General features: G+C 61.8%; 21 protein-coding genes and 1 tRNA gene. 6 read left to right on the plus strand and 16 right to left on the minus strand.

What is annotated here, in order from left to right; all coding sequences use genetic code 11:
* Positions 1-43 precede the first annotated feature (43 nt).
* The gene (locus JYU29_RS01050) at positions 44-913 is read left to right on the plus strand and encodes an aldo/keto reductase (protein WP_213982938.1); all 870 of its coding nucleotides are present in this window, start codon (positions 44-46) and stop codon (positions 911-913) included.
* A gap of 59 nt (positions 914-972) precedes the next feature.
* Here JYU29_RS01050 and JYU29_RS01055 read toward each other — a convergent pair whose 3' ends face one another.
* Positions 973-1605, minus strand: a complete 633-nt coding sequence (locus JYU29_RS01055) for an SH3 domain-containing protein (protein WP_213982939.1) — start codon at positions 1603-1605, stop codon at positions 973-975.
* A gap of 310 nt (positions 1606-1915) precedes the next feature.
* On the opposite strand from JYU29_RS01055, the gene JYU29_RS01060 reads away from it, so the two are divergent.
* Both JYU29_RS01060 and JYU29_RS01065 read left to right on the plus strand, forming a co-directional pair.
* On the plus strand, positions 1916-2635 hold the full coding sequence (locus JYU29_RS01060) for a Crp/Fnr family transcriptional regulator (RefSeq protein ID WP_213982940.1): 720 nt from the start codon (positions 1916-1918) through the stop codon (positions 2633-2635).
* A gap of 120 nt (positions 2636-2755) precedes the next feature.
* Positions 2756-3073, plus strand: coding sequence for a protamine-2 (modular protein) (locus JYU29_RS01065; RefSeq protein ID WP_213982941.1), 318 nt, complete (start codon positions 2756-2758; stop codon positions 3071-3073).
* A 64-nt stretch (positions 3074-3137) separates the two neighbouring features.
* Here the strand turns inward: JYU29_RS01065 and JYU29_RS01070 are convergent.
* Positions 3138-3211 (minus strand) — tRNA-Gly (locus JYU29_RS01070).
* Positions 3212-3326: 115 nt separating this feature from the next.
* Between JYU29_RS01070 and JYU29_RS01075 the strand changes: the two genes are divergently transcribed.
* A complete protein-coding gene (locus JYU29_RS01075) occupies positions 3327-3593 on the plus strand; it encodes a DUF6460 domain-containing protein (RefSeq protein ID WP_213982942.1) in 267 nt (88 codons plus the stop codon).
* Here JYU29_RS01075 and JYU29_RS01080 read toward each other — a convergent pair.
* The 3 genes from JYU29_RS01080 to JYU29_RS01090 are packed head-to-tail and all read right to left on the minus strand — an operon-like array spanning position 3590 to position 5937.
* Positions 3590-4489 (minus strand): histone deacetylase family protein, encoded by a 900-nt coding sequence (locus JYU29_RS01080; protein WP_213982943.1) that lies wholly within the window; start codon positions 4487-4489, stop codon positions 3590-3592. The two genes, JYU29_RS01075 and JYU29_RS01080, sit on opposite strands and share 4 nt — an antisense overlap.
* A gap of 39 nt (positions 4490-4528) precedes the next feature.
* Entirely contained in the window at positions 4529-5596 is a 1068-nt protein-coding gene (locus JYU29_RS01085) for a quinone-dependent dihydroorotate dehydrogenase (protein ID WP_213982944.1), read from the minus strand.
* Positions 5596-5937, minus strand: coding sequence for a DUF952 domain-containing protein (locus JYU29_RS01090; protein ID WP_213982945.1), 342 nt, complete (start codon positions 5935-5937; stop codon positions 5596-5598). The genes JYU29_RS01085 and JYU29_RS01090 overlap by 1 nt, the downstream gene beginning before the upstream one ends.
* Positions 5938-6035: 98 nt before the next feature.
* Between JYU29_RS01090 and JYU29_RS01095 the strand changes: the two genes are divergently transcribed.
* The gene (locus tag JYU29_RS01095) at positions 6036-6443 is read left to right on the plus strand and encodes a hypothetical protein (protein ID WP_213982946.1); all 408 of its coding nucleotides are present in this window, start codon (positions 6036-6038) and stop codon (positions 6441-6443) included.
* Between the two features lie 3 nt (positions 6444-6446).
* On the opposite strand, the gene JYU29_RS01100 is transcribed toward JYU29_RS01095, so the two are convergent.
* Positions 6447-6635 (minus strand): hypothetical protein, encoded by a 189-nt coding sequence (locus tag JYU29_RS01100; protein ID WP_213982947.1) that lies wholly within the window; start codon positions 6633-6635, stop codon positions 6447-6449.
* A gap of 442 nt (positions 6636-7077) precedes the next feature.
* Between JYU29_RS01100 and JYU29_RS01105 the strand changes: the two genes are divergently transcribed.
* Positions 7078-7389 (plus strand): DUF2934 domain-containing protein, encoded by a 312-nt coding sequence (locus tag JYU29_RS01105; RefSeq protein WP_213982948.1) that lies wholly within the window; start codon positions 7078-7080, stop codon positions 7387-7389.
* Here JYU29_RS01105 and treY read toward each other — a convergent pair.
* The 10 genes from treY to JYU29_RS01155 form a co-directional block, all read right to left on the minus strand.
* Positions 7386-9884, minus strand: coding sequence for a malto-oligosyltrehalose synthase (treY, locus tag JYU29_RS01110; protein WP_213984186.1), 2499 nt, complete (start codon positions 9882-9884; stop codon positions 7386-7388). The two genes, JYU29_RS01105 and treY, sit on opposite strands and share 4 nt — an antisense overlap.
* Positions 9881-11773, minus strand: coding sequence for a 4-alpha-glucanotransferase (gene malQ, locus JYU29_RS01115; protein ID WP_213982949.1), 1893 nt, complete (start codon positions 11771-11773; stop codon positions 9881-9883). The genes treY and malQ overlap by 4 nt, the downstream gene beginning before the upstream one ends.
* A gap of 15 nt (positions 11774-11788) precedes the next feature.
* Positions 11789-13585, minus strand: a complete 1797-nt coding sequence (treZ, locus tag JYU29_RS01120; RefSeq protein WP_213982950.1) for a malto-oligosyltrehalose trehalohydrolase — start codon at positions 13583-13585, stop codon at positions 11789-11791.
* Positions 13582-15669: a glycogen debranching protein GlgX gene (gene glgX / locus JYU29_RS01125; protein WP_213982951.1), complete on the minus strand. Its 2088-nt coding sequence runs from the start codon at positions 15667-15669 to the stop codon at positions 13582-13584. The genes treZ and glgX overlap by 4 nt, the downstream gene beginning before the upstream one ends.
* 9 nt (positions 15670-15678) lie before the next feature.
* Positions 15679-17874, minus strand: coding sequence for a 1,4-alpha-glucan branching protein GlgB (glgB, locus tag JYU29_RS01130; protein WP_213982952.1), 2196 nt, complete (start codon positions 17872-17874; stop codon positions 15679-15681).
* Positions 17871-21146, minus strand: a complete 3276-nt coding sequence (gene treS / locus JYU29_RS01135) for a maltose alpha-D-glucosyltransferase (RefSeq protein ID WP_213984187.1) — start codon at positions 21144-21146, stop codon at positions 17871-17873. Before treS ends, glgB begins: the two co-directional genes overlap by 4 nt.
* 114 nt (positions 21147-21260) lie before the next feature.
* Positions 21261-23297: an alpha-1,4-glucan--maltose-1-phosphate maltosyltransferase gene (locus JYU29_RS01140; protein WP_213982953.1), complete on the minus strand. Its 2037-nt coding sequence runs from the start codon at positions 23295-23297 to the stop codon at positions 21261-21263.
* A gap of 302 nt (positions 23298-23599) precedes the next feature.
* Entirely contained in the window at positions 23600-24430 is an 831-nt protein-coding gene (locus JYU29_RS01145; RefSeq protein ID WP_213982954.1) for a dipeptide ABC transporter ATP-binding protein, read from the minus strand.
* Entirely contained in the window at positions 24427-25302 is an 876-nt protein-coding gene (locus JYU29_RS01150; protein WP_213982955.1) for an ABC transporter ATP-binding protein, read from the minus strand. The genes JYU29_RS01145 and JYU29_RS01150 overlap by 4 nt, the downstream gene beginning before the upstream one ends.
* A gap of 5 nt (positions 25303-25307) precedes the next feature.
* Complete coding sequence (locus tag JYU29_RS01155) at positions 25308-26216, minus strand: ABC transporter permease subunit (RefSeq protein ID WP_213982956.1); 909 nt, start codon at positions 26214-26216, stop codon at positions 25308-25310.
* Between the last annotated feature and the right edge of the window lie 8 nt (positions 26217-26224).

Consider the following 26224-nt stretch of genomic DNA (forward strand, 5'->3'; position numbering starts at 1 on the left):
ATCCTATCTGAACGGGATCATCCCAAGCAGAAGGAAGCATGCCATGTCCGAACTCGACGCGGCTCAATCCGGCCAATTCTCCATCGGCGGCTCCCTTACCGTCAATCGCCTCGGCTTCGGCGCCATGCGGATCACGGGTCACGGCATCTGGGGGCCGCCCGAAGATCATGATGAAAGCATCCGAGCGCTGAAGCGGGTGCCTGAACTCGGCATCAACTTCATCGACACGGCCAACTCCTATGGACCAGATGTGTCGGAAGAGCTGATCCGCGAAGCGCTTCACCCTTATGGTAGCGACATGCTGATCGCCACCAAGGGCGGTCTGACGCGCGAAGGACCAAATGTCTGGACCCCCAAAGGCGATCCCGATCACCTGATCGAGGAAGCCAAGAAGAGCCTGAAGAAGCTCGGCGTGGAGCAGATCGACCTTTGGCAGCTGCATCGTATCGATTCAAATGTGGATCGCAGCGAGCAGTTCGATGCCATCAAGTCGCTGATTGACCAGGGTATCATCCGCCATGCGGGTCTCAGCGAAGTGTCGGTCGAGGAAATCGAGGCAGCGTCGAAGGTCTTCCCGGTCGCCACCGTGCAGAACCGCTACAACTTGGTGGCCCGGGGCAGCGAGGATGTTCTCGAACACTGCGAAGCCAACAAGATCGGCTTCATCCCCTGGGCTCCGCTGGCATCGGGCGATCTCGCGAAGGAAGGCAGCCTTCTCGACACGATCGCGCGTGAACATGGCGCGTCGCCGAGCCAGATCGCGCTTGCCTGGATCCTGAAGCGTTCACCGGTGATGCTGCCCATTCCGGGCACGTCGAAGGTGAAGCATCTCGAGGAGAATGTCGCCGGTGCCGCCATTCAGCTGACCGATGGCGAATTTGCAGCGCTCGACGAAGAAGGCCGCAAGGGCTGAGCGCTTACGGTCAAAGCGGACAACAAAAAAGGGCGGGACCGAAGTCCCGCCCTTTTTGCTTACTGCTTGTAAGGATCCTGCTGGAAGTTCCGGATGATCCGGCCGCCGCTGTCGCCGCGCGGTCCGCCACGATCACCACGATCCTCTGCCCGATCGCGACGGTCTTCGCGTCGATCACGACGCTCTTCACGGCGGTCGTCGCGACGATCCTCGCGCCAATCCTGGCGCGCTTCACGACGGTCCTCGCGCCGATCTTCACGGCGATCACGGCGGTCGTGGCGATCCCATCCACCGTGACGCTCCCAGCGGGCACGGTCACGATAGAAGGAGCGGCCGCGATAATGGTTGTCCCAGTAGTTGCCCACCGAGAAGCTCACCACAGGCGCGCCGATATAGGAAATGACGCGCTCACCGGTGTAGCGGCGTCCGTTCTGGACATAAGCGAGATAGTTGGACGACATCCAGCCGCGCTGCGGGCCATAGGACACATCGCACCAGGAGCGGTTGCTGAGGCAGCCGTAAACGCGCACGCTGTTGCCGGACGACACGACGTTGACGGCTGGATACTCCGTCGACGGGCCAGCCCGCAGGTTGACGTTGGTGGTTGCGATGGCCGTGGAGGCCGCCGAAGCGATGCCGGGGAGACCAGCGGCTACAACCAAGGCAGCCACACCCAAGATCTTCTTATTCATAGGTACCTCTTTCGTATTGGCCGCAAACCAACTGGCTGCGATTTGGTTCCTTCTAGCCGACGGCGTCTAAGCCAGGGCTGAATGCCTTTGACAGGTTCTGTTCATCTGATGGCGAGCGTGCCCGGTGCGGCATCTGCGCTGGCATTTCGGTGCTTGAAGCAGGCAACAGGTGCTCCTGGCACACCAGCACCCGAACGCAAGGCAGCCTGCAGCATGGGCTACAAGCCAGCAAACGGCTCAGTCGGAAGGATGGCTTTTCATTTTTTCGTGCAGGCTTAAGGTGGGCCCTCATTCTGAACGGGGGAACAGAGTGCCACATCCGCTCATCACCTATTTCGAACGTCGCGACAGCCTTTCGACTGAAGAAAAAGCGATCCTTGAGCGGATCACGCATAATCGAGAAAGTTTTCCGGCGCGGACGCTGATCATCCGGCAGGGCAGTCAGCCAGCACGCAGCTGTGTTCTGCTGCAAGGCATCGCCTTTCGCGAGCATCTGCTGCGCAGCGGCAAGAGGATGATCAGCGCGGTTCATATCGCCGGTGACTTCCTCGATCTTCACGGCTTGCTGCTGGCGAAGATGGATCATGATGTGCGCTCTGCAGGCGAATGCACGGTTGCATGGATCGCGCATAAGGAGATCGTGAAGATCAGCGAGACGCACCCGCATCTCGGACGGTTGCTGTGGATGACGATCGCGGCCGATGCGTCCCTGACACGGGCAGCGGTTTCCGTCGTTGGACGCCTGAACCCGCCCGCCAAGCTCGCGCATATGGCGTGCGAACTTTACCTGCGAATGGCCGATGTGGGGCTCGCCAGAAACCTGTCGTTCGATCTCGCTGTCACACAACTCGACTTGGCCGACATGTTCGGCCTGTCCACCGTTCACCTCAATCGCAGCATGCAGGTCTTGCGCTCAACCGGCGCGATCTCATGGGAAGGACAACGGGTGGTGATCCACGACTGGGACAGGCTGACCGAGATCGCAGAGTTCGATCCGACCTATCTCAACCTGGAGCCAAAACGGCGGTAATGCAGCAGGAACGCTGCTTCCCGCTCTTCGCCCGGTCTTATCTTAACGCGGCGTTCAGGAACCAGTCATCGACGCCTCCTAGGATCTGGGTTCGCGAAGAACGCAGAAACGGAGGTTTCCATGGACAGACGACATTTCATCACAGGCTTGTTCGGACTTGCCGGCGCCGTTGCCGTTGCCAAGGTCGTCGGCCCCACCGAAGCCGATGCAGCTGTTGTGAAACCGGAAGGCATTCTGGACGAGCTTGATGCATCGACGCCGGAAGTCACCGAGATCGATCATCGCCGCGGGCACCGCGACCGCCGCCGCCATGGCCGTCATCTGCACGATCGCCGCCATCGGCGTCGGCGCGTGACCCGCCGTGTCTGCCGCCGCGTTCGCCGTCACGGCCGCTGGGAACGCCGCTGCTGGCGCGAGCGCGTCTGGATCAACATCTAGGTTCGATGGAAAGCCTTGGCCCCCGTGCCAGGGCTTTTCACGTTACGGCGCATGTCAGGGAAACTGGAGCGGGTAGCGGGAATCGAACCCGCGCGTTCAGCTTGGGAAGCTGACAAGCTACCATTACATCATACCCGCGCGATCCTAGCGGTAGCATGAGGCCGTGCGGTCCGCAATCGGACGCGCGCTGCCTTGATCCCGCCGGACTGGCTTTGTATGCGGCGGGAACAACGATCATGGAGTGCAACGGATAATGTCAGGTGGCGTGACGCGGTTTCTAGGTGACAGCCCTCTGCGCGTTCTGATCAAGCTGATCATAGTTTCGCTCCTGGTGGGCATGGTCCTGGCGTTCCTGGATTGGAGCCCGTGGGACGTGTTCTACTGGTTCGCCGATCTGTTCAATGCGGTCTGGTACTTCACCTTTTCAACCTTCGATCGGTTCACGAGCTACCTTCTGTTGGGTGCCGCAATCGTCGTGCCGGTGTTCCTTTTGCTGCGCCTGCTGAGCTATCGGCGCTAGGCGAAGGCGGCTGCCGTTTCGAACAGGATAGCGTGGCGGGCGGCGACTGCGTCCACATCGCGCGAATAACCGCCGCCGATCACCCCGCAAAGCGGAACGCCGGCCGCGCGGACGGTTTCGATCACGAAGCGATCGCGGGCGCGCAGACCATCATCCGTCAGGCAAAGCCGACCGAGCCGGTCGTCGCGATGGGGATCGACGCCCGCATTATAGAAAACGAGATCCGGCTGCTGGTGGAGCAGGCCGGGCAAATATTGGCCAAGCGTTTCCAGATAGGCCGCATCGTCCAGGGCGTCGTCGAGCGGGACATCCAGGTCGGACACAGCCTTTTGCATCGGATAGTTGCGCGCGCCATGCATGGAAAAGGTGAAGGCGCGGCGCTCGCCGCCGAGGATGTCCGCCGTGCCGTCACCTTGATGAACGTCGAGGTCGACGATCAGGATGCGATGCACTTCGTGGCTGGAAAGAAGAGCAAGACTGGCCACCGCCACATCGTTAAGGGTGCAGAAGCCAGCACCCTGCGCCTGGCGTGCGTGATGGCTGCCGCCTGCGGCATTGCAGGCGATGCCGCTTTCCAGCGCAATCCGCGCCGCCATCAGCGTGCCAGCGGTTGCAAGCTGGGCGCGGCGCGAAACGCGCTCGCTCACAGGAAAGCCGATATCGCGCTCGATGGCCGGCGGCACGGCGCAGGCAACGACCTGATCGATATAGGCCGGGCTATGCGCGAGCTTCAGCAGCGAGGGATGCAAAAGATCGGGCTGATGCAGATTGTCCGCACCCACCAGGCCGCGCGCCTCCAGCACTCGCATCAGGGCACTGTACTTGCCCATCGGAAAGCGATGGGCAGGATCGAACTTCGCGTCGTAATCGGGATGGTGGACAATCGGCAGGCGCATCGGCGATGAGATAGGGCCGCGCGGGCTACGGCCCAAGGTTCAGATCGTGCGCTTGGCCCATTCTTCCGTGCCGCTGTCACGCAACTGGCTGAGCTGCGTCACGCCGAGCCTAGTTGCATGATCCGAAAGACCGCTCAGGATGCGGCTTGGCAGGCCCGGTCCGCCATAGATCATGCCGGTATAGATCTGCACGAGATCGGCGCCGGCACGGATTTTCTGCAGGGCAGTCTCGGCTGTTTCCACACCGCCGGCACCGATCAAGGCCAGGGCCGGGCCGACACGGCTGCGCATCTTGGCAAGCATCACGGTGGACGGCACGAACAAGGGCCGGCCGGACAAGCCGCCTGTTTCCTTGCTTTGATGATCCGAAAGACGCGGGCGGGCTATCGTGGTGTTGGAGACGATCAGCCCTTCGATGCCGCTTTTCAGAACTGCGTCGGCGATGGCGTCCAGTGCGAGATCATCCAGATCCGGCGCGATCTTCAGGAAGATAGGCGGCTTGGCGCTCTGGCGGGCGCGCTCCTCGCAGACCACGTCGAGCAGCTGCGCCAGTGCTTCCGGGTCCTGCAGACCGCGCAAACCCGGCGTGTTGGGCGAGGAAATGTTGACGGTGATGTAGGAGGCGAGATCGGCGAAACGGGCGACACCCAGCCGGTAATCCGCCATGCGGTCGGCGCTATCCTTGTTGGCACCGATGTTGACGCCGAGGATGCCGCGCCGCGCGCGACGGCTCAGGCGGGCATAAGCGGCGTCATGACCTTCGTTGTTGAAACCGAGCCGGTTGATGATCGCTTCGTCCTTTACCAGCCGGAAGATGCGCGGTTTTGGATTGCCGCCTTGCGGCTTCGGCGTGACCGTACCGACTTCGACAAAGCCGTAGCCGAGCTTCAAAAGCGCGTCCGGCACTTCGGCATTCTTGTCGTAACCGGCCGCCATGCCGAGCGGGTTTGGAAAGGACAAACCGGCCACCGTGGTCTTCAGGCGGCTGTCATCAACCGTACAGGCCGGCACAAGGCCGGTCTTAAGCGCGTTGATGGACATGCCATGCGCGGTTTCCGGGTCGAGGCGGAACACGGCACTGCGGCCAAGCGTGAACAGGTCGATCATCAGGCGTCCAGATCCGGAAAAGCGTGCGTGCCGTTTTCGTTGATGGGCAGAAGCTTTACCCACATCACGGCCGACAAAGGCAGCGGTGCATATAGATGCGGGAAGAGATCGCCGCCGCGCGACGGCTCGTAGCGCAAGCCCTCGCCGAGCGCCGCCTCGTCGATGGCGACGAGCAGCAGATCGGTCTGCCCGGCAAAATGCTTGGCAGCCGTTTCCTTGACCTGGGCGGCGGTGGAAAAATGGATGAAGCCGTCTGCTTCGTCGACGGGCGCACCCGTGAACTGGCCTGCGGCTTCGGCCTGCTGCCAAAGCGCTCGGGGTGTGATCTTATAGATGGTCATGAGCTTGCTATAGGCTGGCCATGCTTGTCGCGAAAGTTGGGTGACGCATTTCCGGCGCAAAAAGCCGTTAGAAAGTCCCTTCAGCAGGAGACATTTCCATGCACAAGACTTGTTTGAGCGCAGCACTTCTTCTTGGCCTAGGCGCCACGGCACATGCACAGGAAACCGAGCGCTTTCAGATGCAAAAGACCGATGGCGGTTATATCAGGATGAACACGCAGACTGGCGCGATGTCGATCTGCGAAGAACGGGACGCGCAGTTGATCTGCCGCACCGCCGTGGATGAAACGGCGGTGAAGACGGAACCGGCCGTTAGTCTGCAGGCACGCATCGATCGTCTGGAAGCGCGGGTGGCGACTTTAGAGCGCGAGCAGAGGAGCACGGACGCCGTGGCGGACGAAGAGTTCGACAAAGGCCTGGACCGCATGGAGCGCTTCTTTCGCGGCTTCATGGGGATCGTTCGTGAGTTTGACACAGGTTCCAAGGTCGAACCTGATCGAACCTGATCGTCAGAGCGTCTCGATCGGCTGATTATCGTCCGGTTCGCGTCCCGGGAACTCGACGGGCGCTTGATCCGGGCCGGGCGCCGGCTCCGGTCCAACGTCGGGCGAAGGCGGATCCTTTTGAGGGATCGGTTCTGGATCGGCCGGAAGCGGGTTCGGCACGGGTTCGGGCGTGGGCTGTTTGGGATCACTCATCAGAACGGCCTCAGATCGGTGTGGGACGTGGGCCCGGGCCGGGCACGGGAGACGGGTCTGGTGCGGGATCGGGTACAGGACTTGGTCCGGGATGCGGACCCGGTGCCGGATCCGGAAAAGGCTGTGGGGGTATGGCAGTCATGGCATCCTCCTCGGGCATCATCCTGGTTCCCTATAAAACGCCAGCCCGACAGCGATGTTCCGCCGGTCCGCTGGCCGACAACGCACCGGATGGAGTGACGCGGAGCGATCACATTTGAAGTGATAGAAGAAAACAGGACGGTGGGACGGCGTTCGCCCGGCGACGAACAGAGGATCCTGCTCTATTTCCTCGGCAAGGGCATGCATGCAGCCGGTGGTCTTCGGCCGTTCGGTTGCGGTACAAGCCGGTCCGAGTGATTATTTCGTTGAAGCAACTGTTGAGAATGGGAAGGGACAATCCATGAGCGACAAGGAAGACCGTATTCGCCAGCGGGCGTATGAGAAGTGGCAGAAGGAAGGTGAATCCCATGGCTGGCATGACCGCCACTGGGCCGAAGCCGAGGCGGAAGTCAGTGCCGAGGATCAGCCTCTGCCATCCGACGCTTCCACGACGCCGATGATGGACGACGCCGGCATGCCGAGCGATGAAGACATCAAGAGCGATGCCGGTTCTGCTGCCGCCAGTGCTGCGGTTTCGGGTGTAAACACCAAGAAATCGCGCAGTTCGGCTGCCGCCAAGAAGCCGGCAGCCCGGAAGGGCAAGACCGCTTAAGCCGTCGCCAGAAGCGCGACGGGGCAGTCTTTCAGGAGATCGGCGAGGCGCATTGTCTCGCCGATTGTCGTTTCGGCTGATGTCAGATGGTTGATCAGGCGACGATCAGTGAGGTCTGCTGGGATCACGATCGCCGTGTCGCCCCAGTCAGGTGTTTGCGAACCATCCTGATTGTAGAGCCCGAGCGGCAGGCGCGGAACGACGGCGAGCACGACGTCATCGCCCTGGCTGCGCAGATAGGCGGCGGCGTGATCGCGTTTTTCGCCAGTGATCTCAAGGGGTTGATAGTTGCCTGACGCGAAGAGATCGGGTCTGGCGTTGCGCAAGGCAAGGCCGGCGGCGATCAGGCGCTGCTTGGCGGTTCCGTCGGCGACAGCATTCGGCCATGGCCTCTGGTCGTTCGATGCAAGTGCCTGAGAAAGCTTGGTGAAATCGATGGCGCGGCGGTTGTCGGGGTCGACAAGGCTGAGATCTTCGCCTTCCGCACCCTGATAGATGTCGGGGATGCCGGGGGCGGTCAGCTTGATCAGGGTTTGGCTGAGAGCATTGATGCGGCCGGCCGCCATGATGGGCTTCAGTGTGGCGTCGAAGTCGCTGTGAAAGGCTTGATTTTCCTCGGCAAATAGACGCTCGGCATAGGCGAGAACGGCGCTCTCATAGGCTTCGTTGGTATCCGACCAGTCGGTGCGGCGCTTGGCTTCGCGGAGCGCTTTTTCGACGTAAGGAAGGAAGCGTTCTTTCAGAGAAGCCAATGTTTTGGGATCGGCTTCGCCCGTCCAGATGCCGGCAAGTGCTTGATATAAAAGCCATTCCGTATCGGTCTCGGGGGCAGGACCGTCGTCCAGCTGCTGCACGGCATCGGCATTCATGGAGCGCCAGCGGGCAACGGCTTTTGCCCATACATCGGGTGCTTCGGAGATCGCGTAGAGACGGGCGCGGGCATCTTCGCCGCGCTTGGTGTCGTGGGTGGAAGTGCCAAGCAAACCATGGGGTTGCTCGGAAACGCGGGCCTTCATCTTGTCGTGGAAACGCGCCACGGAACCGACCGGTTCGGCGGGATCGCAGCCGACTTCGTTGAGGGCGATGAGCTTGTTGAAGCGGTAGAAGAGGGTGTCTTCGACAGACTTCGCGGTGACCGGACCGGTCAATTGCTGGAAGCGAGTCGTAAATTCTGCAGCGCCATTCGACGATGTGGCAGCGCGAAACAGGCAATCCAGAACGGCATTAATGGCTGATTCAGCGATTTGGCTGGAGGTTTTTGCGTCGTTCGCGACCTGTTCGAGCAGGCGACGATCGTCGTCGCGAATACCTTCCTTGTTGATGTAGGTCCGATACACCGGGAAGGCGATGACGATGGCGGCGATCGCATCGCGAATGGCCTCGTCATCCAGCGGGGGGTGGATCGATTTTTTTGCGAGCGCAACAAGACCCTTCAACTCTGTCTCGAAGTTCTCCTTGACCATCACCTGCTTGGCACGGCGACGCTCTTCTTCAAGATCGACCGGCGCACCGAGGAGGTCGGCATAGGCCTGATCGAGTTCGGCGGTCTTGGAACCGTCGCTGAGGAGGTCGGCGATGGCTGCGGTGAATTCATAGCCGGTGGTGCCTTCGATCGGCCAGTCCTGAGGAAGGACTTCCTCGCCGTTGAGGATCTTTTCGACCACGAGATAAGTGTCGGGACCGATCGCTGCGCGCAGCTGGTCGAGATAGGTTTTGGGATCGGCGAGACCGTCGACATGATCGACACGCAGGCCATCGACCTGGCCCGACCGGACGAGTTCCAGGATCAGGCGGTGAACATCATCGAAGATGGCGGGGTCTTCGACGCGCACGCCGACGAGGCCGGTGACTTCAAAGAAGCGGCGATAGCTCAGATGCTTGCGCGCGGTTTTCCAGAAGGTGAGCTGATAAGGCTGGCGGGCATGCAGAGCTTCAAGGAAAGCACGGTCGCCGGACAGGTCGCCGACCGTCTCTGGCGTGATGCCCTCGATCGTATCGGGATGAAGCGGGAGATGGTTGTCGAAATAGGCGAGAACCGGCTTGCCGTTCTCGAACTTGAGCGCGATCTCGCCATCGGCGACGGCTTCGTCATAGGGCTTGCCGAGGATGGGCAGGGTGAGGCGCTCGCGCCAGTCGATGTCGAAGTGTCTGGCATAGGGGCTGTCGGGGCCAAGCTCGATCACGCTGCGCCACCACGGATTGTCGAGCGAAGCGGCCATGTGGTTGGGCACGATGTCGAGGATGAGGCCGAGACCATGCTGCTTGAGGGCAGCGCTCAACCGATCGAAGCCTTCGCGACCGCCGATCGCCGGATCGATCTCGTTGTGATCCGTGACGTCATAGCCGTGGGTGGAACCGGTTGCTGCCGAGAAGATCGGCGAGGCATAGACATGGCTGATGCCGAGCGTCTTCAGATAAGGCAGGATGGCGACGGCCTTGTCGAAGGTGAAGCCTTCGCGGAACTGCAGGCGATAGGTACTGGTGGGCAGCATCAGGATTTCGGGCGCTCCGCGCGCATCACCGCGCAAATGGATTGGAAGAAGGGGGCGTCGGCAAGGTCTTCGATCGGCACGGCGTTTTTCAGCCGCCAGTTGGGATAGCTGTCGATCGTGCCGGGCAGGTTGGTCGGCTTGTCTTCGCCGGTCAGATCGGCAAGACGCACGCCGGCCAGAAGCGATGGCGTGCGGGCGACCATGCCATGCGTGGCGACCATGATCGCCTCGGGCAGTTCAGAATGGGGATCCTTGGCGGCCATGTCGGCTTGTTTGCGGTTCGCTTGATCCAGCACGCCAAACCAGGCCATGCCGTCGATCAGTCTGGCGCGTTCGTCTGCACGCATTTCGCGCTGTTTCTGCGCCGCTGCGGCGTCGATCAAGCCGTGTTCAAAACGAAGATCGACATCGTCGCCGCGCCACCAGCCGCGCAGTGTGGGAAGGTCGTGGGTGGACAGGCAGGCTAGGGCGAGCGTCGGATAATCCTTGGGCGCGAAGAAGCCGGTCTCGTTCTTCTCGAAATACAGGATGCGATAGGACAAGATGCGGCTGTCGCGCATGACGTCCTGAAAGCCGTCCGGCACATAGCCGAGATCTTCGCCGATGATGACGGTGCCGTTTTCCTGCGACACTTCGGTGAGGATCCGCAGCATGTCCTCGATGGGATAATGCAGGTAAGCGCCGTTGGCGGGCTTGCCGCCTTTCGGCACGAGAAAGAGCTGCCACAGCGCCATCGCATGGTCGATGCGAAGCGCGCCGGCATGGCGGGTGAGCGCCTGCATGGTCTGGCGATATTGCGCAAAGTCGGTGCGGCGCATTGTGGTGGGCGAGGGCGGGGCGAGACCCCATTCCTGGCCTTCCGCCGTGAAGAAGTCCGGCGGCGCGCCGATCGTCATATCCGGCAAAACGAGATCCGGCGTGCTCCATGTCGCGGAGCCGTCGGGGGACTCGCCAACGGCGAAATCAAGGTAAAGACCGATCCGCATGCCGGCGTCGCGCGCAGCCTTCGCGGCATGGCCGAGCTGCGTGTCGGCCAGCCATTGCAGCCATAGGTGGAAGGACACGCTGTCGTGCTCTTCCTGCTCGAACGAGGCGACGGCCTGCGAGCGGATGTACTGGAAAGAACCCGGCCAGCTCAACCAGCCCGCGCCATAGCCACCGGCAACCATGGACGCTGACAGCGCTTCGAACAGGGCATGGCCGCGCAAGGGATCGCCGCCTTGATGGCAGAAGGCGTCGAAGCTGGTTCTCGCATAGCCTTCATCGGAGGGCCAGGCTTGCTGCCAGCGCTGCCAGATCCGGTGCAGGGCCGCCAGCTTGATGCGGGCGACGGCGACATAATCCACGGCGTCGAGCGCTCTCAAGGCGTCGAGATCGGCGGGATCGGCATCATCGGGCGCAAAGCCCGGCACATCATCCACGGCGATATAAAGCGGGTTCAGGAACAGCCGGTTGGAGGGCGAAAACGGGCTGCAGCGTGCAGGATCGGCAAGGAACGGGGCATGCAGCGGATTGACGCCGACGAACTCCGCTCCCGCTTGTGCCACCGTGCGGCTGACGGCGGCGAGATCGGCGAAATCGCCGATGCCCCAGTTGCGGGCCGAGCGCAGTTCGTAAAGCATCAGGGACACGCCCCATGCCGGGCTGGATGTGAGCCAGGCCGGAAGCGCGCAGGCGCTGCCGGGAACAGCGCGCATGACCGGGGGATTGGTCGATCCGGCGGCAGCAAGGCTTGCTTCCACCTGCGGCGCGTCCTCGCAAGGAATGCCGAGCGCGGTCAGAATGGCGCGCTTGGTGTCATCGGCGATGAAGAGTTCCTCGCCATCCCGCGCGGTGTGCTGCAGGCCGACACCGTAGTGCCGCGCCAGATCGTCCAATGCGTTGGTTTTCATGAAGTGAACTGAACTTTACCGATCATCGAGTGCGTAGAACATCGAATGCGGCGGCAGTGTTCCCGCATTCGCTTCGCCGATCGTCTTCGGCTCGGAAAACAGGATCGATCCGATAGCGGGCGGCACGGTCGCGGTTTCGCCGCTCAGATTGGCGCGCAGCGACAACCGCTTGGTGCCGAACTCCCAGTCAACGGCAAGAACATCGTCTTCGCTGACGACAACCGTTCCCGAATTGCCGGCGGCTTCAGCCAGAAGCGGCACGATCTTTTCCTGACGCAGCTTCAGCAGCTCCTTGTAGAAGGGCAGCCAGTCGCTGTTCTCCGCCTTGCTCCAGTCGATCCTGGACCGGGCAAACGTGTCTTCCTCGTTGGGATCGGGGATGACATTCTCCTCGTCGCGGAAATGCAGGAACTTGGCGAATTCCTGACGCCGACCCTTGCGAACGGCATCGGCCAGTTCGCCATGGAAGTCCGTGAAAAAGAAGAAGGGGTTGGTTTCACCCCATTCCTCACCCATGAACAGGAGAGGAATATGCGGCGACAACAGCAGAACCGCCGTCAGAACGCGCAACACGCCCGGGTCCGAAAGGCTGACCAGCCGTTCGCCATAGGCGCGGTTGCCGACCTGATCGTGGTTCTGCAGGAAGTCCACGAAGGCGGTTGGCGGCAGATGCGCGCTCGATTCACCGCGCGGTTCACCATCGGCATGCTTGGACGGTTCGCCCTGATAGGCGAAACCTTCCGCCAGGATGCGCGCGACCTGCTTCAGCGGCTGGTCGGCGAAGTCCTCGTAGTAGCTCTCGACCTCGCCGGAAGCGACCACATGGGCGGCGTTGTGGAAGTCGTCGTTCCACTCGCCGCTATGCAGCACGATCTCGCCATCCGGCCCGCGCTCATGCAGGGCGGTGATGTTGCGATTGTCTTCGGTGGTGGTGTGGACATGCCGGCCCGGGAAGGCGGCACGGATGCGCTGCGCGATCTCGACCAGGATCTCCACGGTGGAATCGGAATCGTGAACATGGTCCACGGCATCCAGACGCAAGCCGTCGAAGCGGTATTCGTCCAGCCAATACAGCGCGTTGTCGATGAAGAAGGGACGCACATCAGGCTTTTCATAGGCGATCGCACCGCCCCATGGCGTGTGGCGCTCGGGATGGAAGAACTCCGGTGCCAGCTTGGGCAGGTAGTTTCCGTCCGGGCCGAAGTGGTTATAAACCACGTCGAGAAAGATCATCAGGCCGTGGCCATGCGCGGCATCCACCAGCGCCTTGAGATCCTCCGGGGAGCCATAGGCATTGTGGGGCGCATAAAGCAGCACGCCATCATAGCCCCAGCCGCGGTTGCCGCCGAACTGGGCCACCGGCAAAAGCTCCACGGCAGTGATGCCGAGTTCAACCAGATAAGGAAGCTTTTCGATCGCCGCGCGGAACGTGCCTTCAGGCGTGAAGGTGCCGACATGCAGCTCGTAGAAAACGGCTTCTTCCCACCGACGGCCATTCCAGTCGGCGTTCTGCCACTGGTAGGACTTGGGGTCGGTCAGGAGCGAAGGACCATGCACGTCGCCCTGCTGGGCGCGCGAGGCGGGATCCGGCACGGTGAAGCCATCGGGAAACACGAACTGATAGGCGGCGCCCGGCGCGACGCCGGATTGCTCCACGGCAAACCAGCCGCGCGCGTCCCGCTGCATCGCGACGTCCGAGCCGTCGATGCGCAGGGATAGTTGATCGGTTCCGGGTGCCCACACCCGGAACCGAACCTTTTCATCATCCAGCCAGACCGGACCCCATTGGGTTTCGGTGGTGCTTGATGTCATTGCGTACTCTCCAGAAGAACAAGTGCGCGGCCTTCCACCCGGTAGTGGTTGCCGTCGATCTTTGCAGGACGCTTGGGTGAAGCGACCCCGGTTGCGGTGTCGATCAACAGGGTCCAGCCTTCTTCGAAGCCGGCTGGCACGGTGAAGTCGATCGGTTCGTAATGGGCGTTGAAGAGGATCGCGAGACGCTCTTCGGCACCGGCCAGAAGCACGGCCATCGAACGCGTCAGGCCATTGTCCCAATCGCCCTGTTCCATGCCCTCGCCATTGGGGCGAAGCCACTGAACGTCCTTGGTGCCCTGATCGTCCACGGTATCGGCATGCAGGAACTTGCGCTGGCCGAGCAGCGAACGGGTGCGGCGGATACGGATGACGTTGGACACGAAGGTGCGGAAGGCTTCATCGCGTTCGCTGATGCCGTCCCACTTCAGCCAGTTCATCTCGTTGTCCTGGCAATAGGAGTTGTTGTTACCCCCTTGCGTGCGGCCGATCTCGTCGCCCATCAGGAGCATCGGCGTGCCCTGCGACAGAAGCGTGGTGGCCATGAGATTGCGGCGCATGCAATCGCGCAGGTTCAGGATCTCTTCGTCGTCGGTCTCGCCTTCGACGCCGCAGTTCCAGCTCAGATTGTGCGAGTGGCCGTCATTGTTGTCTTCGCCATTCGCGTCATTGTGCTTCTCGTTGTAGGACACGACGTCCATCAGCGTGAAGCCGTCATGCGCGGTGACGAAGGACACGCAGGCCCAGGGCTTGCGGCCGCGCTTTTCGAACAGGTTCGACGCGCCGAGAAGATTGTTGGCGAGGTCCGGCGCCATGCCGTCGTCGCCCTTCCAGTAGGAACGGACATTGTCGCGATACTTGTCGTTCCATTCCGCCCAGCCCGGCGCATAGTTGCCGACCTGATAACCGCCCGGACCCGTATCCCACGGCTCGGCGATCATCTTCACGCCCGACAGAACCGGATCCTGGCGGATCGCGTCGAAGAACACGGCGGAGGGATCGAACTGGTCGCGGTCGCGGCCGAGCGTGGAAGCCAGATCGAAGCGGAAGCCGTCGACATGGCATTCCTGCACCCAGTAGCGCAGCGAATCCATCACCATCTGCAGCACGCGCTCATGGCGCAGGTTGACGTTGTTGCCGCAGCCGGTGGTGTCGTAATAATAGCGCGGATCGTCGGCGAGCACGTAGTAGCTCGCATTGTCGATGCCGCGGAACGACAGCGTCGGTCCGAGCTGGTTGCCTTCGGCGGTGTGGTTGTAGACCACGTCGAGGATGACCTCGATGCCCGCTTCATGAAGGCGGCGCACCATGACCTTGAATTCATGGATGCCGGCGCCCGGCGAGATGTAGCGCGTGGCGGGCGCAAAGAAGCCGACCGTGTTGTAGCCCCAATAATTGGTGAGGCCCTTTTCCACGAGGTGGCGGTCGTTGAAGAAGGACTGCGTCGGCATCAGTTCGACGGCAGTGACGCCGAGCTTCACGAGATGATCCACGACGTCGGGATCGGCGAGACCGGCAAAGGTGCCACGCAGATGCGGCGGCAGTTCTTCGCGAAGCGCCGTCATGCCCTTTACATGGGCCTCGTAGATCACCGTGTCCTGCCAGGGCACGTTCGGGTGGAAGTCGTTGCCCCAGGTGACGGCGGGATCGACCACGACGCATTTCGGCATGATCGACGCGGAATCGCGACGGTCGAACGACAGATCGGCGCGCGCGCTGCCGATACGATAGCCATGCGCGGCGTCGTGCCAGCGCATTTCACCGCGCAGTTCGAGCGCGTAAGGATCGATCAGAAGCTTGTTTGGGTTGAACCGGTGACCGGCTTCCGGCGCATACGGACCATAGACGCGGTAGCCGTAGAGCTGGCCCGGCCGCACGTCCGGCAGATAGCCGTGATAAACCTCATGCGTGTATTCGGGCAGCTCGATGCGTTCGATCTCGCGCCGACCGTTGCTGTCGAACAGGCACAGCTCGACCTTCGTCGCATTGGCGGAAAACAGGGCGAAGTTGGTCCCCAGACCATCCCATCGCGCACCGAGATGATTGGGAGAACCGGGAAGAACGCGACGGCTGGCCTGCGGCATGAAAGCTCACTATTCGGGACTTAGGAATATTGTGGCGAGTGGCGGGATCGTCAGGCTGAGCGAAGCCGGCCGCCCGTGACGGCCTGCTTCTTCCGCATTGATGGTCCAGTCGTTTAATACGTCCGAACCGCCAAAGCGTTCCGCATCAGAGTTGAAGATCTCGCGCCATTTTCCGCCAACCGGCACGCCGAGCTGATAATTCTCGCGCACGACCGGCGTCATGTTGGACACGACCAACACCGGCTTGGCGTCGTTCGTGCCCTTGCGGATAAAGGAGAACACGCTGTTCTCGGCGTCGCCACCTTCGATCCACTCGAAGCCGGCCGGATCGCAATCTAGCTCGTGCAAAGCGGGCGTGTCGCGATAAACGCGGTTCAGCTCGCGCACGAGATCCTGCACGCCGCGGTGCATCGGATCTTCCAGCAGGTGCCAGTCGATCGAGTGATCGTGGTTCCATTCCCGCTCCTGCGCGATCTCGCCGCCCATGAAGATGAGCTTCTTGCCGGGATGTCCCCACATGAAGGTGAGATAAGCGCGCAGATTGGCGAACTTCTGCCAGCGATCGCCCGGCATCTTGTTCAGAAGCGAGCCCTTGCCGTGAACGACCTCGTCATGGCTGAGCGGCAGAACGAAGTTCTCGGAATAGGCATAGACCATGCCGAAGGTCATCAGGTGGTGATGATACTTACGGTTGATCGGGTCTTCTTCCATGTAACGCAGGGTGTCGTTCATCCACCCCATGTTCCACTTGTAGGAAAAGCCCAGACCGCCGCTTTCAACGGGACGGCTGACATCCGGCCAGGCCGTGGATTCCTCGGCGATGGTGATGGCGCCGGGGAAGCGCTCGCCGATGCGCTGGTTGGTCTGCTTCAGGAAGTCGACCGCGTCGAGGTTCTCGCGGCCGCCGAAGCGGTTCGGGATCCATTCATCGGCGTTGCGCGAATAATCGAGGTAAAGCATCGAGGCCACGGCATCGACGCGTAGCGCGTCGACATGGAAGCGGTCGATCCAGTAGAGCGCGCTGGCCTGAAGGAAGTTCGACACTTCCAAACGGCCGAAATTGTAGATCAGCGTGTTCCAATCCTTGTGGAAGCCGAGACGCGGATCTTCGTGTTCATAGAGCGCCGTGCCATCGAAGCGCGCAAGCCCGTGCTGATCGGACGGAAAGTGCGCCGGCACCCAATCGGTGATGACACCGATCTCGGCCTGATGCAGGCGATCAACCAGGCGCGCGAAACCTTCCGGCGAGCCGAAGCGGCTGGTGGGCGCAAACAGCCCGACCGGCTGGTAGCCCCAGGACCCGGAGAAGGGATGCTCGGTGACCGGCATGAACTCCACATGGGTGAAGCCCATATCGGTGACATAAGGCACGAGCAGATCGGCGATCGTGTCGTAATCGAGCACTTCGTCATCGCCGGTCTTGCGCCAGGACGCCAGATGCAGCTCGTAAACCGAGATCGGCTTGTTCGTGGCCTGCGCTTCGGCGCGGGTCTGCATCCAGGTGTTATCGCGCCAGTCATGCTCCATTGCGCCGGACACAACGGATGCGGTTTTCGGCGGCAGCTCGGCATAGAAGCCGACCGGATCGGCCTTCAAGGGCAGAAGCTCGCCGTGAACGCCGAGGATCTCGTATTTATAAACCGAGCCCTTGCCGACGCCCGGCACGAACAATTCCCAAACGCCGACACCCCAACGCTTGCGCATGGGCAAACGACGGCCGTCCCAGGCGTTGAAGTCACCGACAACGCTGACGCGCCGGGCATTGGGCGCCCACACGGCAAACACCGTGCCTTCGACACCGTCGATTGTGGTGGGATGCGCGCCGAGGCGATTGTAGAATTCAAGATGGCGGCCTTCGCCGAGCAGGTATTCGTCCAGCTCGCCCAGTACCGCAGGGAAGCGGTACGGGTCTTCCTGGATCCATTCATGCTCGCCGGCCGTCATCTTCAGCCGGTAAGGAAAGCGCTCGGTCTTGCCTTCGATGAAGCTCGAAAAGAAGCCTTCGCGATGGATCTTCTCGAGCTCAGCCACAACGGCGTCGTTCTCGTCGATCACCGAAACGGTAGCGGCATAGGGGGCAAAGACGTTGATCGCTACAGGCTGGTTGTCGCCGGTCTGAAGACCCAGCACGGCAAAGACATTGCCATGACGGCCGCGAACGATCGCCTCGATATCCGAGGCATAGGCTGATTGTTTTTCGCTCATGCGATGGCCTCCGGGTTCAACAGTTCAAGCAGGCCCTGAAGCGGGACGCCCAGCCAGGCCGGGCGATTGGCAAGCTCATAGCCGACTTCGTAAACGGCCTTCTGGATGATGAAGAGGTCGAGCAGGGCCTGCGCGAACGCGTCGTCCTCGATCGCGGTGGCACAATCCTTGACGCCGGCAAAATAGGCGCTGAGGAATTCCGCGCTGACCGCATCACGCCAGCGACGTGCATGGCCGAGCGCCGCTTCCTGCGTTTCGCTCGAGCCCTCTTCCGTCACGCTGAAGGCGGCATAATCGAGCGAGCGCAGCATGCCGGCGACATCGCGCAGCGGCGAGAACTTGCCACGGCGCTCTTCCACCGACCGGCGCGGTTCGCCTTCGAAGTCGATGATCATGACGTCGTTTTGCGCCACCAGCAGCTGGCCGAGATGGTAATCGCCATGAATGCGCGAGCGCGCACCCGAAGGCTTCATGTCGGCCGCCTTGTTGATGCGCTTCAACAGCGCATCACGCTTCGAAAGCAGATCGCGCGCAGCGCTCGCCGTCTCGTCGTTCAACCCGCCGGCAGATGCCGCCAGACGATCGAGAACGGTGTTGGCTTCCTCGCTGGCTTCGCGAATCCAGCCCTTCAGATCGTCCGAGGTGATCGGCTCGACCGCAAAGGCCTGATCGTCGGTCTGCGTCGCCAGGGCGCAATGCAGTTCTGCCGTGCGCTGGCCGAGCACTTCGCCGACCGCAAGTGGGAAGGCGTAGGCGAGTGTGGCGTCGCTTTCCTCGTCGGCGGATGCCGTTTCGGTTCCGCGAAGCTCGTCTTCGATGCCGCGCTGCAAGGCCTCTGTCACAACCTTCCAGGCATCGCCCTGATTGCGCACAAAGGCGAAGGCGGACGCCAGCATGGTCGGTTCACCATCGGCAGGCCGATGCTCGATCGAGCCGAGATAGGCCGGCGTGTTTTCGAAATGCGCCACCTCGGTGAGGAAGCGCGCAACTTCGACATCCGGCTGAACACCGGCGCGCAGGCGGCGGTAGATCTTGAGAACCAGCTTGTCGCCGACCGCAATCGACAGGTTGCTTTGTTCCACGGCAAGCGGCTTGATCTCGTCATCGGCGGTTGTCTCGATCTCGGTCAGACCGGCACTGCCGGTGAACACGACCTGGCCTTCGCCATTGGCATCGAGAACCTGATTGTCGCGCATGCCTTGCAGAAGGCGGGCGGCCAAGTCTTCGTCCACGGCGCCGTCGATCAGCGCGCCGACGCGGTTGGTGCGGCGCAGCTTGGCGATCGTGTAGGGGAGCTTCGGTGCGCCATGGGTGATGTTTTCCTCACCCCAGCGCGACGACATCGGCAGGAAGTAACGCTGCTGTCCGCCATCGATCTCGGCATCCACGATCGACAGAACATGCTGGCCATCGCCGAGTTCACCGATGAGATGGACGTCGGCATTGCGCACGCGGCGGTCCTTGGCGCCGAACCAGCGCTGCAGCTGCAGGAACTGCGGCAGCATGTCGGCGTCGAAGGTGCGCTTGTCGCGTGTGCTCAAAGCCGTGTCGACACGGCCGTCGCGCGTGGTCAGCGTGATGAATTCGGGCAGGATTTCCGGCGCGACCTGGTGCCAGGACGGAGCCTGCGCCTCGTCGGCCAGCACGAACCAGTAGAAGCCGTAAGCCGGCAAAGTCACGAGATAAGGCAGGTCGCCGACCGGCGGGAAGGCGGAACGGCCGAGAAGTTCGATCGGCACGGCACCCTTCCAGCGCGACAGGTCGAGTTCGACAGCCTGGGCTGCGCGCGACAGGTTGGCTACGCAAAGGATCGAGTTGCCTTCATGCTCGCGCACATAGGCCAGGATCTTGCGGTTGCCGGGATAAAGCAGGGTCATCTCGCCCCGGCCGAATTCCGGATGCTCCTTGCGCACGGCAACGATGCGGCGCATCCAGTTCAAAAGCGAGGACGGGTCGCGATCCTGCGCTTCCACATTGATCGTCTGGAAGCCGTAGTTGGGATCAAGGATCGCGGGCAGGTAAAGCGCCTGCGGATTGGCGCGCGAGAAGCCGCCATTGCGATCCGGCGACCACTGCATCGGCGTGCGAACGCCATCGCGATCGCCGAGATAATAGTTGTCGCCCATGCCGATTTCGTCGCCGTAATACAGGATCGGCGTGCCGGGCATGGACAAAAGCAGCGAGTTCATCAGCTCGATCTTGCGGCGATCGTTCTGCATCAGCGGTGCGAGACGGCGACGGATGCCGAGATTGATGCGTGCGCGGCTGTCTTCGGCATAGGTGCGCCAAAGATAATCGCGCTCCTGATCGGTCACCATTTCAAGCGTCAGCTCGTCATGGTTGCGCAGGAAGATGCCCCATTGGCAGCCTTCGGGAATGTCGGGTGTCTGGCGGATGATGTCGGTGAGCGGGTGCCGGTCTTCCTGGGCGACCGCCATATACATGCGCGGCATCAGCGGGAAGTGGAAGCCCATATGGCATTCGTCGCCCTCGCCGAAATAAGGCCGCGTGTCTTCCGGCCACTGGTTGGCTTCGGCGAGCAACATGCGGTCGGAATAGTTCTTGTCGAGCTCGGCCCTGATCTTCTTCAGGACATCATGCGTTTCGGGCAGGTTCTCGTTGTTGGTGCCTTCGCGCTCGATCAAATACGGGATCGCATCGAGGCGCAGACCGTCGACGCCCATGTCGAGCCAGTAGTTCATGACATCGACGACTTCCTTCAACACACGCGGGTTGTCGAAGTTGAGGTCGGGCTGGTGCGAATAAAAGCGGTGCCAGAAATAAGCGCCGGCGACCGGATCCCACGTCCAGTTCGACTTTTCCGTATCGGTGAAGATGATGCGGGTTTCGGGGAACTTGGTGTCGGTGTCCGACCACACATACATGTCGCGCGCCGGCGAACCTTCGGGCGAGTTGCGCGCTTCCTGGAACCAGGGATGCTGGTCGGAGGTGTGGTTGATGACGAGCTCGGTGATGACGCGCAGACCGCGGCGATGGGCTTCGTCGATGAAGCCGCGGAAGTCGGGCATCGTGCCGTATGACGGGTTGATCGAGGTGTAATCGGCGATGTCATAGCCATCGTCGCGCAGAGGCGAAGGGTAGAACGGCAGGAGCCAGATGGCGGTGGCGCCAAGCTGCTGCACATGGTCGAGCCGGCGCATCAGGCCCGCGAAGTCGCCCATGCCGTCGTCGTTGGAATCCTGGAACGCCTTGACGTGCAGCTGGTAGATAACGGCGTCCTTGTACCAGTCGGTCTGGGTACGGTCGATAATGCCGTCATCGGCAGCGGTCTGTGCGGTCGTGCTCGCTTCGGTCATGCTCTGCTCAATGATGTTCTTGCTTCGTCGGGATCCGGTCGCTGGTGGACGCGGTGCGCAATAGTCGGGTCAGGAACGCGGCGCGCCCGGCGGATAAAGACGCCAGATCGCATAGGGCCGCGTTTGCGGATCGAGTTCGATCGCATGCGACTTGCCGTGCCACGTGAAGTGGTTGCCGTGCAGCATGTCCTCGACCTCGATCGAGGCATCATCCGGCAGATCGAACTCCCAAAGCGGCACTTCGAACTGGCAGGACTGCACATTGTGCGGGTCGAGATTGACGTGGAACAGAAGGTAGTTCGACGTCGCCGGATCGAACTTGCCGTAATACAGGATGTTGTCGTTGTAGGCCTTGAAGAACTTCAAGGACGTGAACTGCTGCAGCGCCGGGTTTTCGCGGCGCAGGCGATTCACCAGACGGATGTCGTCCTGAATGTTGCCGGGCTGATCCATGTCCCAGATGCGGATCTGGTACTTCTCGGAATCGAGATATTCTTCCTTGCCGGGCATGGGTGCCGCATCGCAGATCTCGAAGCCGTTATAGATGCCGTAATTGCCGGCAAGCGTCGCCGCCAGCACCAGCCGCGTGCGAAAGCCGGGGCGGCCGGAGGTCTGGAGATAGACCGGATTGATGTCCGGCGTATTGGCGAAGAAGTTCGGCCGCATGAAATGGCGACAGTCTTCGGTGGTGAGCTCGGTCAGATATTGCTCGAGCTCCCACTTCTCGTTGCGCCAGGTGAAGTAGGAATAAGACTGCGAATAGCCGACCTTGCCGAGCCGCTTCATCACCTTGGGGCGCGTAAAGGCTTCGGCGAGGAAGATCACGTCGGGATGCTGTTCGTGCACTTCCGCGATCATCCACTCCCAGAACGGGAACGGCTTGGTATGCGGATTGTCGACGCGGAAGATCTTCACGCCATGCTCGACCCAGTACAGCACGACATCGCGCAGCGCATACCACAGGCCGGGAATGGCATCGCGGTAGAAGTGGACGTTGACGATGTCCTCGTACTTCTTGGGCGGATTTTCGGCGAACTTGATCGTGCCGTCCGGCCGCCAGTCGAACCATTCCGGATGCTCCTTGATCCAGGGATGGTCGGGCGAGCACTGGATGGCGAAGTCGAGCGCGATTTCGAGACCGTGTTCGTGGGCGGCGGCAACGAGCGCGTCGAAGTCCTCGATCGTGCCGAGTTCGGGATGCACGGCATCATGGCCGCCATCGACCGAACCGATCGCATAGGGACTGCCGACATCGTCCGGACCGGGCGTCAGCGTGTTGTTGCGACCCTTGCGGTTGGTCTTGCCGATCGGGTGGATCGGCGTGAAGTAAAGCACGTCGAAGCCGAGATCCTGCACATAAGGCAGGCGGTCGATGACATCGCGGAACGTGCCGTGACGGGTCTCGTCATCGGTCATCGAGCGCGGCATCAGCTCGTACCAGGCCGAGAAGGCTGCTGCCTTGCGATCGACCCAGATCGGCAGATCCTTGTCGTAGCGGGTGAGATTGGCGCGCGGGGCAGCCAGCTTCATCCAGCCCATGACCTCGTCGGACAAAAGCAGGTCGAGCAGCGCGCTCTCGTCCGTCGTGGAGGCCAACTGATCGGCAACGGGCAGGGCAGGCGCACCGTCGCGCGGGGTCTTCATCGCGGCTTCCACGAGGTGGCGGCCTTCGGTCAGCTCGAGCGTGACCTTCTGGCCGGCTGCGACCTTCTTGCGGATTTCATAGGCCCACTGCGCGTAAAGATCGCGCCAGGCAATGACCGTGAAAGCGGCCGGGCCGTTTTGCTCGAACACCAGTTCGCCGCGCCAGCGGTCGTTGATCACGAAGGTCAGCGGCGCTTCTTTCCACGCACCATCCTTGCCTTCGCGGTAAAGCAGGGCCGCGTCGAAGGTCTCGTGGCCGTCACCGAAGATGTCGGCTTCCACCACAAGCGTTTCACCCACGACCGTCTTGGCGGGAAAACGGCCGCCGTCAATTTCGGGATCGATGCCTTCGATGGCGATGCGGCGCTCAGCCAGCCAGTCCAGGCGGTCACGCGAAGAAGTGTTTCCGGTTTCCGCGATGGACGGCACCGAACGCACGGCAGTCTTTGATGCTGCACTCATGAATGATCCCCCCACATGTCGCTGTGGTTCAGTACATGGGACGAGGGAGCAAAGCGGCAATGCTTCGTTGCGGGAGAATGCGGAAACGAGCACGTCTGAAACATCAGGCGGAACCTTTGATGGGGCTGTCAGGGTCCTGACGGAAACTGGTCCCACGAAGGTTGGTTCCCGCGCAGATGCTGATGAACCGCGGCTGTCCGGTCCATCCGGCAAATACAGGCTTGCGCCGGGAGCGGGTAAGCCCTTGCGCCGCAAAGAAAAAGGGAGGCTTGCGGCCTCCCTTTGTGGTTGTGTTCAAGCTGTCAGGCAGCCCGCTTTTTCGCGATACGGGCGCGGATACTTTCCACATCCGCCCGCGGCGTCGCCGCAAACAGCGTCTTTGTGTATTCGTGCTGCGGATCGGAAAAGACCGCGTCGCGCGAGCCGTATTCCACTGCCTCGCCGTAATACATCACCATCACGTCGTCGGCGATATAGCGGACCACCGACAGGTCGTGGCTGATGAAGACATAGGTCAGCTGGAACTCGTCCTGCAGATCGGCAAGAAGGTTCAGCACCTGTGCCTGCACCGACAGATCGAGCGCGGATACCGGCTCGTCCAGCACCAGCAGGCGCGGGTTGAGCATGAGGGCGCGGGCGATTGCGATACGCTGGCGCTGGCCGCCTGAGAACATGTGCGGGTAGCGGTTGTAGTGCTCTTCCGCCAGACCGACCTTCTTCAGCATCGCCATGGCGCGGTCGCGCCGCTCGGAAGCGCTAACATTGGTGTTGATCTTGAGTGGTTCGCCCAGAACGTCGCCGATCTTCTGGCGCGGGTTGAGCGAGCCATAAGGGTTCTGGAACACGATCTGCACCTTGCGGCGCATGTCGGTGGTCAAAGCCGCCTTGTTGATGTCGATGGTCTCGTTATCGATCTTCAACTCGCCGGATGTCGCCGGATCGATCAGCGTGATGATGCGCGCGAGCGTGGACTTGCCGCAGCCGCTTTCGCCCACGATTGCCAGCGTCTTGCCCTTTTCGACGGAGAAGGACACGCCCTTGACCGCATGAACGGTGCGAGCCTTGGACAAGAAGCCGCCTGGCACGTGGTAATCGCGCTTGATGTCCTTGGCCTGAAGAACGATCTCGCTCATAGCGGGGCCTCCAAGGGTGGCGTCTTCACGGCGGATGCCGCTTCGAACTGATGCTGATAATCGCCGATGGTCGGCAGACGATCGCCGGTTGCATTGTCGGGCAGGGCCGCGAGCAGGGCCTTGGTGTAGTTGCTCTGCGGGTTCTCGAAGAGGGAGAGCACGTCGGCTTCCTCCATCTTGCGGCCCTTGTACTGCACCACGACGCGATCGGCGGTTTCGGCCACGACACCCATATTGTGGGTGATCATGATCAAGCCCATGCCGTGCTCTTCCTGCAGCGTCATCAGGAGATCGAGGATCTGCTTCTGGATCGTCACGTCAAGCGCGGTTGTCGGCTCGTCGGCGATCAGGAGCTTGGGATTGCAGGCGATCGCGATGGCGATCATGACGCGCTGGCATTGTCCGCCCGACATCTGGTGTGGATAGGACTTCAGCCGCTCAGCGGGTTCGGGAATGCCCACCAGCGTCAACAGCTCGATGGCACGCTTGCGCCGCTCGGACTTGCCGAGGTTGAGATGCTTGCGCAGCACTTCCTCGATCTGGAAGCCGACCGTAAAGCACGGATTGAGGCTGGCCATCGGCTCCTGAAAGATCATGGCGACCTCGCGGCCGATGATCTTGCGACGCTCGTTGGGCGACATGGCGAGCATGTCGCGGCCATCGAACATCATGGAGTCGGCCTTGACCGTCGCCGAGTCCGGTAGGAGGCCCATGACGGCGAGCATCGACACGGACTTGCCCGAGCCGCTTTCGCCGACAACGGCCAGGACTTCGCGCGGCTCGACGGTGATGTCGATGCCGTTCACGGCCATGAAGGGACCGGTGGAGGTGTCGAACGAGACCGTGAGGTTCTTGATATCGAGAAGGGGCATGAGGATCAGCTCCGCTTCAGCTTGGGATCAAGCGCATCGCGCAACCCGTCGCCGACGAGGTTGATGGCAAGCACGGTGACGAGGATTGCGAGGCCGGGGAAGGTGACGACCCACCAGGCGCGCAGGATGAACTCGCGGGCTTCGGCAAGCATCGTGCCCCATTCCGGAGTCGGCGGCTGTGCGCCCATGCCGAGGAAGCCGAGCGCTGCCGCATCGAGAATGGCGTTGGAGAAGGACAAGGTCGCCTGAACGATCAGCGGCGCCATGCAGTTCGGCAGGATGGTCTTGAACATCAGCCGGAAATGGCCGGCGCCCGCGACACGCGCTGCCGTCACATAGTCCTTGCTCTTTTCCGCCATCACGGCCGCACGCGTCAAACGCACGAAATGCGGCTGCAGCACAAGGGCGATCGCGATCATCGCGTTCAAAAGGCCAGGTCCGAGGACCGCAACCAGCACGAGCGCCAGAAGCAGGGACGGGAAAGCGAGGATGATGTCCATCACGCGCATGATCACGGTATCGACCCAGCCGCGGGCATAACCCGCAATGACGCCGATGATGATGCCGCCAACAAGCGCGATGGTGGTAACCACGACGCCGATGAACAAGGAATACTGCGCGCCATAGATCAGGCGCGACAGGATATCGCGGCCAACCGCATCGGTGCCGAGCGGATAGGCGGCCCGTCCGCCTTCCAGCCAGACCGGCGGCACGAGGATGGCATCGCGATATTGGGCCGACGGGGCGTGCGGCGCGATCACTGAAGCGAGCAGGGCGACCACGAGGAGGATCGCGAAAACAACGAGGCCGATCACGGCGCCCTTGTTTTCGCTGAAGTAGTACCAGAACTCGGCGGCGCGGCGATTGCGCGTCACCTGCGGTTCGGCGATGGCTGTTACGGCATCATTGGACATGGTGTTTT

Origin of the sequence: Tianweitania aestuarii, assembly GCF_018457165.1 — a bacterium.
GTDB classification, from domain to species: domain Bacteria; phylum Pseudomonadota; class Alphaproteobacteria; order Rhizobiales; family Rhizobiaceae; genus Tianweitania; species Tianweitania aestuarii.